This window comes from Sphingopyxis sp. (genome assembly GCF_036402335.1).
In the GTDB taxonomy this organism is placed as follows: Bacteria; Pseudomonadota; Alphaproteobacteria; order Sphingomonadales; family Sphingomonadaceae; genus Sphingopyxis.
The window spans coordinates 1-5815 of sequence record NZ_DASWTD010000466.1 but is presented as its reverse complement, the minus strand read 5'-3'; the positions used below and the strand labels follow the sequence as shown (position 1 = coordinate 5815).

General features: G+C 65.6%; 10 protein-coding genes. 8 read left to right on the top strand and 2 right to left on the bottom strand.

What is annotated here, in order from left to right; genetic code table 11:
• From wrbA to VGD20_RS15145, 7 genes are all read left to right on the top strand, one after another.
• Nucleotides 1–594: NAD(P)H:quinone oxidoreductase (gene wrbA / locus VGD20_RS15175; protein ID WP_331135248.1), on the top strand; the 594-nt coding region annotated here is incomplete at its 5' end.
• A gap of 4 nt (nucleotides 595–598) precedes the next feature.
• The gene (locus VGD20_RS15170; RefSeq protein WP_331135247.1) at nucleotides 599–1399 is read left to right on the top strand and encodes a class III extradiol ring-cleavage dioxygenase; all 801 of its coding nucleotides are present in this window, start codon (nucleotides 599–601) and stop codon (nucleotides 1397–1399) included.
• Between the two features lie 94 nt (nucleotides 1400–1493).
• Nucleotides 1494–2177 (top strand): RNA pseudouridine synthase, encoded by a 684-nt coding sequence (locus VGD20_RS15165; protein ID WP_331135246.1) that lies wholly within the window; start codon nucleotides 1494–1496, stop codon nucleotides 2175–2177.
• Nucleotides 2170–2571 (top strand): alternative ribosome rescue aminoacyl-tRNA hydrolase ArfB, encoded by a 402-nt coding sequence (arfB, locus tag VGD20_RS15160; RefSeq protein WP_331135245.1) that lies wholly within the window; start codon nucleotides 2170–2172, stop codon nucleotides 2569–2571. Before VGD20_RS15165 ends, arfB begins: the two co-directional genes overlap by 8 nt.
• Before the next feature lie 58 nt (nucleotides 2572–2629).
• Nucleotides 2630–2800 carry a hypothetical protein gene (locus tag VGD20_RS15155; protein WP_327464473.1) on the top strand — a complete coding sequence of 57 codons (171 nt, stop codon included), beginning with the start codon at nucleotides 2630–2632 and terminating at the stop codon, nucleotides 2798–2800.
• A gap of 53 nt (nucleotides 2801–2853) precedes the next feature.
• A complete protein-coding gene (locus VGD20_RS15150; RefSeq protein ID WP_331135244.1) occupies nucleotides 2854–3441 on the top strand; it encodes an SOS response-associated peptidase family protein in 588 nt (195 codons plus the stop codon).
• Between the two features lie 88 nt (nucleotides 3442–3529).
• Nucleotides 3530–3853, top strand: coding sequence for a PilZ domain-containing protein (locus VGD20_RS15145; protein ID WP_331135243.1), 324 nt, complete (start codon nucleotides 3530–3532; stop codon nucleotides 3851–3853).
• Between the two features lie 21 nt (nucleotides 3854–3874).
• On the opposite strand, the gene VGD20_RS15140 is transcribed toward VGD20_RS15145, so the two are convergent.
• Nucleotides 3875–4300 (bottom strand): EVE domain-containing protein, encoded by a 426-nt coding sequence (locus tag VGD20_RS15140; RefSeq protein WP_331135242.1) that lies wholly within the window; start codon nucleotides 4298–4300, stop codon nucleotides 3875–3877.
• Between the two features lie 134 nt (nucleotides 4301–4434).
• On the opposite strand from VGD20_RS15140, the gene VGD20_RS15135 reads away from it, so the two are divergent.
• On the top strand, nucleotides 4435–5364 hold the full coding sequence (locus tag VGD20_RS15135) for an isopenicillin N synthase family dioxygenase (RefSeq protein WP_331135241.1): 930 nt from the start codon (nucleotides 4435–4437) through the stop codon (nucleotides 5362–5364).
• Between the two features lie 179 nt (nucleotides 5365–5543).
• Here the strand turns inward: VGD20_RS15135 and VGD20_RS15130 are convergent.
• A partial coding sequence (locus VGD20_RS15130; protein WP_331135240.1) for a GIN domain-containing protein occupies nucleotides 5544–5815 on the bottom strand: 272 nt, incomplete at its 5' end.

Genomic DNA, 5815 nt, shown 5'->3' with positions numbered 1-5815 from the left:
GTACTGGTGCTCTATTATTCGAGCTATGGACATATCGAGCAGATGGCCGACGCCGTCGCCGAGGGCGCGCGCGCCGCAGGCGCCGAAGTCGATATCCGCCGCGTCGCCGAAACCGCTCCCGCAGCGGTGGTGCAGGCCGCGGGTTTCAAGACCGACACCGCGCATCCGCTGCTCAGCGATCCGAACGAACTCGCGAATTACGACGCGATCGTGGTCGGTACGCCGACGCGCTTTGGCCGCATGTCGAGCCAGATGGCGAGCTTCTGGGACACCGCCGGCGGCGTCTGGGCGCAGGGCAAGCTCAACGGCAAGGTCGGCGCGGCCTTTACCTCGACCGGATCGCAGCATGGCGGCCAGGAAACGACGCTTTTCTCGGTGCTCACCAACCTTATCCACTTCGGCATGACGATCGTCGGGCTCGACTATGGCTTTGCCGGCCAGATGGGCGTCGATGAAGTGAAGGGCGGCGCCCCCTATGGCGCGACCACGATCGCCGGTGCCGATGGTTCGCGCCAGCCGGCCGAAGCCGACCTCGCCGGCGCCCGCTATCTCGGCGAACGCGTCGCGCGCACCGCGGCGAAGCTCGCGGCCTGAATCGATGCGCCGTCTCCCGGGCCTTTTCGTTTCGCACGGCTCGCCGATGATGGCGCTCGAGCCCAGCCCGGCGCGGGATTTCCTCGCCGGGCTGGGCACCCGATTGCGGCGCCCGCGCGCGATCCTCGTCGTGTCGGCGCATCATGACGCTGCGTATCAGGGCGGCCGCGCGACGGTCACCGCATCGCCCGCGCCGCCGACGATCCACGATTTCGGCGGCTTCCCCGACGAACTCTTCGCGATGCGTTATCCCGCCCCGGGCGATCCGGGCCTCGCAAACCGCATCGTCGATCTGCTCGCTGGCCAAGGCCTTGCCGTCACCGCCGATTCCGAACGCGGGCTCGATCATGGCGCGTGGGTGCCGCTCTCGCTGATCTACCCGGACGCAGACATCCCCGTCGTCCAGCTCTCGATCCACTCGAATGCCAGCCCCGAATGGCACTATGCGCTCGGGCAGGCGCTCGCTCCCTTGCGTGACGATGACGTGCTCGTCATCGGATCGGGCAGCATCACGCACAATCTGCGTGCGCTCTTCTCGGCGCGCCTGCCGATCGACGCCCCGGCGCCGGCGTGGGTTACCGATTTCACCGACTGGATCGCCGAACGCATGGCGGCCGGAGCGGTCGATGACGTGCTCCACAGCGTCGAACGCGCTCCGCACGGCACCGACAATCACCCGACGCCCGACCATATATTGCCGCTTTACGTAGTCATGGGCGCTGGCGGCGCATCGCTCAATGCCGAACGGCTGCATCAAAGCGTCACCTATGGCCTGCTCGCGATGGACGTTTACGCTTTCGACTGACCCGTGCGCACGATGATTTGTTGAGGGCCTGATTCACGGCATCGGCAGCTATGCGAGTGCTTCCCCCTCAACCGATCAGGCCCTATAGCGCGCCATGCTTCTTTCAGATCGTGTTCTCTTCCTCGATGGCGAGGCGCTTGTCATCGACAAGCCCGCGGGCCTCCCCGTCGATGCGCCGCGCGACGGCAGCCTCAGCCTCGAAAATCATCTCGATTTGCTGAAGTTCGGTTTCAAACGCTGGCCTCTTCCCGTCCACCGGCTCGACCGTGACACGTCGGGGTGCCTGCTCCTCGCGCGCAACCCCAAGGCACACGGCCGGTTCACGCGGGCGTTCGAGGCCCGCGAGGTGGAGAAACAATATCTCGCGATCGTCGACGGCGTGCCGAACGGCGATGGCGGCACGATCGACCTGCCGCTTTCCAAGGTGTCGACCGCAGAAGATGGCTGGCGCATGGTCGGCGATCCGAAAGGCAAGCCTTCGGTCTCGCATTGGGAAAAACTCGCGGTAGCGGACGGCCGGGCGCTGCTGCGCTTCCGGCCCGAGACGGGCCGCACCCATCAACTGCGGGTCCACGCACTCGAAGGGCTCGGCTTTCCGCTCGTCGGTGACCCCGTCTACGGCCGCGGCGGCACGAAGACGCGCACCCTGCTCCATGCCGAACGGCTGGTGGTAAAACGTGACGTCAAGCCGCCAATAATTGCCGAGGCGCCGTTCCCCGACAGCTTCACCGCGCTGGGCTTTGCGGCGCCGGAGGGAGCGGAGCCGACGCGTGGCTGACATCCCCGAAAGCGCGATCAGCGAGAAGTTCCTCGCGGGGTCGGGCCCGGGGGGCCAGAATGTCAACAAGGTCGCGACCGCCTGCCAGCTGCGCGTCGATGTCTTCGCGCTGGGGCTTGCGCCCGATGCTTATCGGCGGCTCAAGACGTTGGCGGGAAGCAAGATGACCGCCGCGGGCGAACTCGTCATTCTCGCGCGCAGCTTCCGCACGCAGGAGGCCAATCGCGCCGACGCGCGCGCACGTCTGAACGAACTGGTCGACGCCGCGCTCGTCCGCCCCGAACGGCGCATCAAGACCAAACCCAGCAAGGCAGCGAAAGCGAAACGCGTCGACAGCAAGAAGGCCCGCGCGAGCATCAAGGCGGGCCGCGGCCGTGTAAGGTCCGATCAGTAAACGCGATTTTTACGCGCGCACCTTATCCCTGCCGCCGGAACAACGACGGAGCGGCACGATGGCCGATATGATGAAATCGATCCTGATGGGGCTCGGATGCCTGACGATCCTCGGCTTTGTCGGGTGCAGCATGATGGGCGCAGGGGTCATGGTCGCGGCCGACCGTGCCGCCGAACGCGGCAGTCTCGGCGAGTCGAAGCCCGCTGAAAAGTCGCCCTGGGACAAGTGAAAGCGGCGCAGCGCGCCGATTGACAGCGCCGCGCCGCACGGCAATCAGGCCGCATGAACCTCTATCGTCTCGATGCCCCGGCGCGCGCGATCGCCGCGACTTTAGGCGTCGATGCAGGCGACGATCCCTGGACCGGCGATTATGTCACGCCCGGCCGCCCCGCACCGGTGATCGCCCCCGACAGCCGCGGCGGCCCGCGCCGTTACCTGCGTCCGAAACTGTGGGGCGTCCCGCCGCCGCCGCAGGGCACCGAGCCCGTCGCTACGGTCCGCAACCTGTCGAGTCCCTTCTGGATCGGCACGCTGCGCCATCCCGAACTTCGCTGCCTGATCCCCGCGACCAGCTTTGCCCTGTGGTCGGGGCCGGCGGGCGCGCGGCGCCAGCGCTGGGCATCGGTTTCAGGCCGGCCGATCTTTGCCTTCGCGGGCATCCAGCGCCAGAATGAGGATTGGCCGGGCTTCGCGATCCTCACGACCGACCCGAACGGCCTGCTCGAACGCCTTGGGCCCGGCGCGATGCCGCTGATCCTGCATGCCGAGGATCATGAGCGCTGGCTGACCGCCGAATGGCGCGATGCGGCACAGCTTGTCACGCCCTTTTCCAGCCATTTGATGTCTGTCGGGGACCAGCCACCGATATAGCCGATTTTCACCATATTTCTTCACTTTGAGGTAACCAACGGAAGCGTAGAAGATGATGAATCAAGAGTACGCTGGGACCAAAGCAGTGTTGGGAAATCGCACCCTCGAAGCCAGTCAGGCGCCTACATCGGCCCGCCGCGACGAGCGCACGCCAGTTGACGGCCGCGCCCGTTTTCGCGAAGCCGGTTCCAATCCGTTCGATGCCGAACTGTTCGACCTGTCGGCGAACGGCTTTCGCATGTTCACCTTTTCGCGTCAGGCGATCGGCAAGCATATCTGGGTGAACCTGCCCGGGCTGCAGCCGGTCGAAGCCGTGGTGCGCCGGCAGGACGGCAACAATTACGGCTGCGAATTCGTCAATCCGCTGCACCCGTCGGTCGCCGACCATCTGAAGGCGAAGCTGGCGAAATAATCGCCCGCATAGTGCGCGAGATCAGCCCCCGGGCTTCTCCGATTTTTTAAGGATATGTTTCCACTCGGCGGGCGTCACGCGCCCGACCGACAGCCGCGACTGGCGGATCAGGTCCATGTCGGCCAGCTTCGGATCGGCCTTGATCGCCGCGAGCGTCACCGGGTTGGCCAACGCGCGCACCGGCGCGACGCGCACCACGACCCACGGCGAGCCCTTGTCCGCAGTCGGATCGGGAAAGCTTTCCTCGGTGATCTGCATGATCCCGACGCATTCCTTGCCGATATTGCTGTGATAGAAGAAGGCCTCGTCGCCGACCTTCATCGCCATCATGTTGAGCTTCGCGGTGTGGTTGCGCACGCCGTCCCAGATGCCGGTACCGTCCTTGACCAGCTGCTCCCACGCATAGGCGTCGGGTTCGGATTTCATCAGCCAATATTGCTTTGCCATGGACGCGGGCTTAGCCGAGCCGCGCGCGGGACGAAACCGCCTTTTTCCCTTTAACCGCTGGCGCTCAACGCCTAAATCGCGACTCATGATGCGCCCGCGCGGGCGCTGCCCCTGACCAGATGGACAATATTCGCATGACTGCTGCCGTTCCCGTTATTTCCATGTCGCTTCCCGCCGACCAGTTCGCAAAGGACTTCGGCGCGTCGTTCGAACGCTTCGGTTTCGCGATGATCACCGACCATGGCATCGACCCTGCGCTGATCGACGAAGCGTGGGACAAGGCGAAGGCCTTCTTCGCGCTGCCCGAGGAGGTGAAGCGCGCCTATCATATCGCGGGCGGCGGCGGCGCGCGCGGCTACACGCCGTTCGGCACCGAGATCGCCAAGGGCGCGAAAGAAGTCGACCTCAAGGAATTCTGGCACGTCGGCCGCGACCTGCCCGCCGGCCACCGCCTCGCCGCGCAACAGCCGAACAATGTCTGGCCCGCCGAGGTCGATGGCTTTCGCACCGCCTATGACAAGCTCTTCGCCGAATTCGACCGCGTCGGCGGCCGGCTGCTCTCGGGCATCGCGCGCTATCTTGGCCTCGCCCCCGATTTCTTCGACGACACCGTCGCCGATGGCAACAGCGTGATGCGGCTGCTTCACTATCCGCCGGTCGAAGCGCCCGCCAAGGGCATCCGCGCCGAGGCGCATGAGGACATCAACACGATCACGCTGCTGCTCGGCGCCGAGGAAGCCGGGCTCGAAATCCTCGACAAGGACGGCAGCTGGCTTCCGGTCAGCCCGCCCGCTGGCGCGATGGCGGTGAATGTCGGCGACATGCTGCAGCGGCTGACCAACAACAAGCTGCCTTCGACCACGCACCGCGTCCGCAATCCCGACGCCGGCCGTGCCAGCGTCGCGCGTTATTCGATGCCCTTCTTCCTCCACTTCCGCTCGGATTATCCGATCGAGACGCTCGAAAGCTGCGTCGATGCGTCGCACCCGAACCTCTACCCGACGCCGATTACGGCAGACGAGTATCTGCAGGAACGGCTTCGCGAGATCGGGCTGAAGAAATAGGCGCTGTACACCCGCTTCGGGGTGGTGAGCCGTCCCTTTTGTGCACCCCGGCGAAAGCCGGGGCCCAGTGCGGAAAAGCGCAAGGTTAGTGTTGGAATTCTGGGCCCCGGCTTTCGCCGGGGTGCACATCCAACCGTCCTCAATCGTTCGAAACCCGTCATCCGGCTTATGACATAAGGCTATTTCCTCGCGTTCCCGCACTGCACCGTCCCGTTGCCGACGTTGCGGACGGTGCACACGGGCTTGCCGAGCACGATCGTCTTGCCGATGCCGCGCGTCGTCACCGCGGCGCTCTTGACCGCATTCAGCCGGCTCTCGCCCGCGCCTTCGCTGTCGAGGGTCAATTCGCCGACCGCCAGCGCACCCGCATCGAACATCCCGGCGCCCGAGAGCGTCATCAGCGCCTGTTTCGCGGTACCGCCCAGCGTCATCGTGCCGTTGCCGATCATCA

What these genes read in the sequence shown, in the direction of transcription:
- VGD20_RS15170 (WP_331135247.1), top strand. Translation starts at nt 599, where the DNA reads ATGCGCCGTCTCCCGGGCCTTTTCGTTTCGCACGGCTCGCCGATGATG.
- VGD20_RS15165 (WP_331135246.1), top strand. Translation starts at nt 1,494, where the DNA reads ATGCTTCTTTCAGATCGTGTTCTCTTCCTCGATGGCGAGGCGCTTGTC.
- VGD20_RS15155 (WP_327464473.1), top strand. Translation starts at nt 2,630, where the DNA reads ATGGCCGATATGATGAAATCGATCCTGATGGGGCTCGGATGCCTGACG.
- VGD20_RS15150 (WP_331135244.1), top strand. Translation starts at nt 2,854, where the DNA reads ATGAACCTCTATCGTCTCGATGCCCCGGCGCGCGCGATCGCCGCGACT.
- VGD20_RS15140 (WP_331135242.1), bottom strand. Translation starts at nt 4,300, where the DNA reads ATGGCAAAGCAATATTGGCTGATGAAATCCGAACCCGACGCCTATGCG.
- VGD20_RS15135 (WP_331135241.1), top strand. Translation starts at nt 4,435, where the DNA reads ATGACTGCTGCCGTTCCCGTTATTTCCATGTCGCTTCCCGCCGACCAG.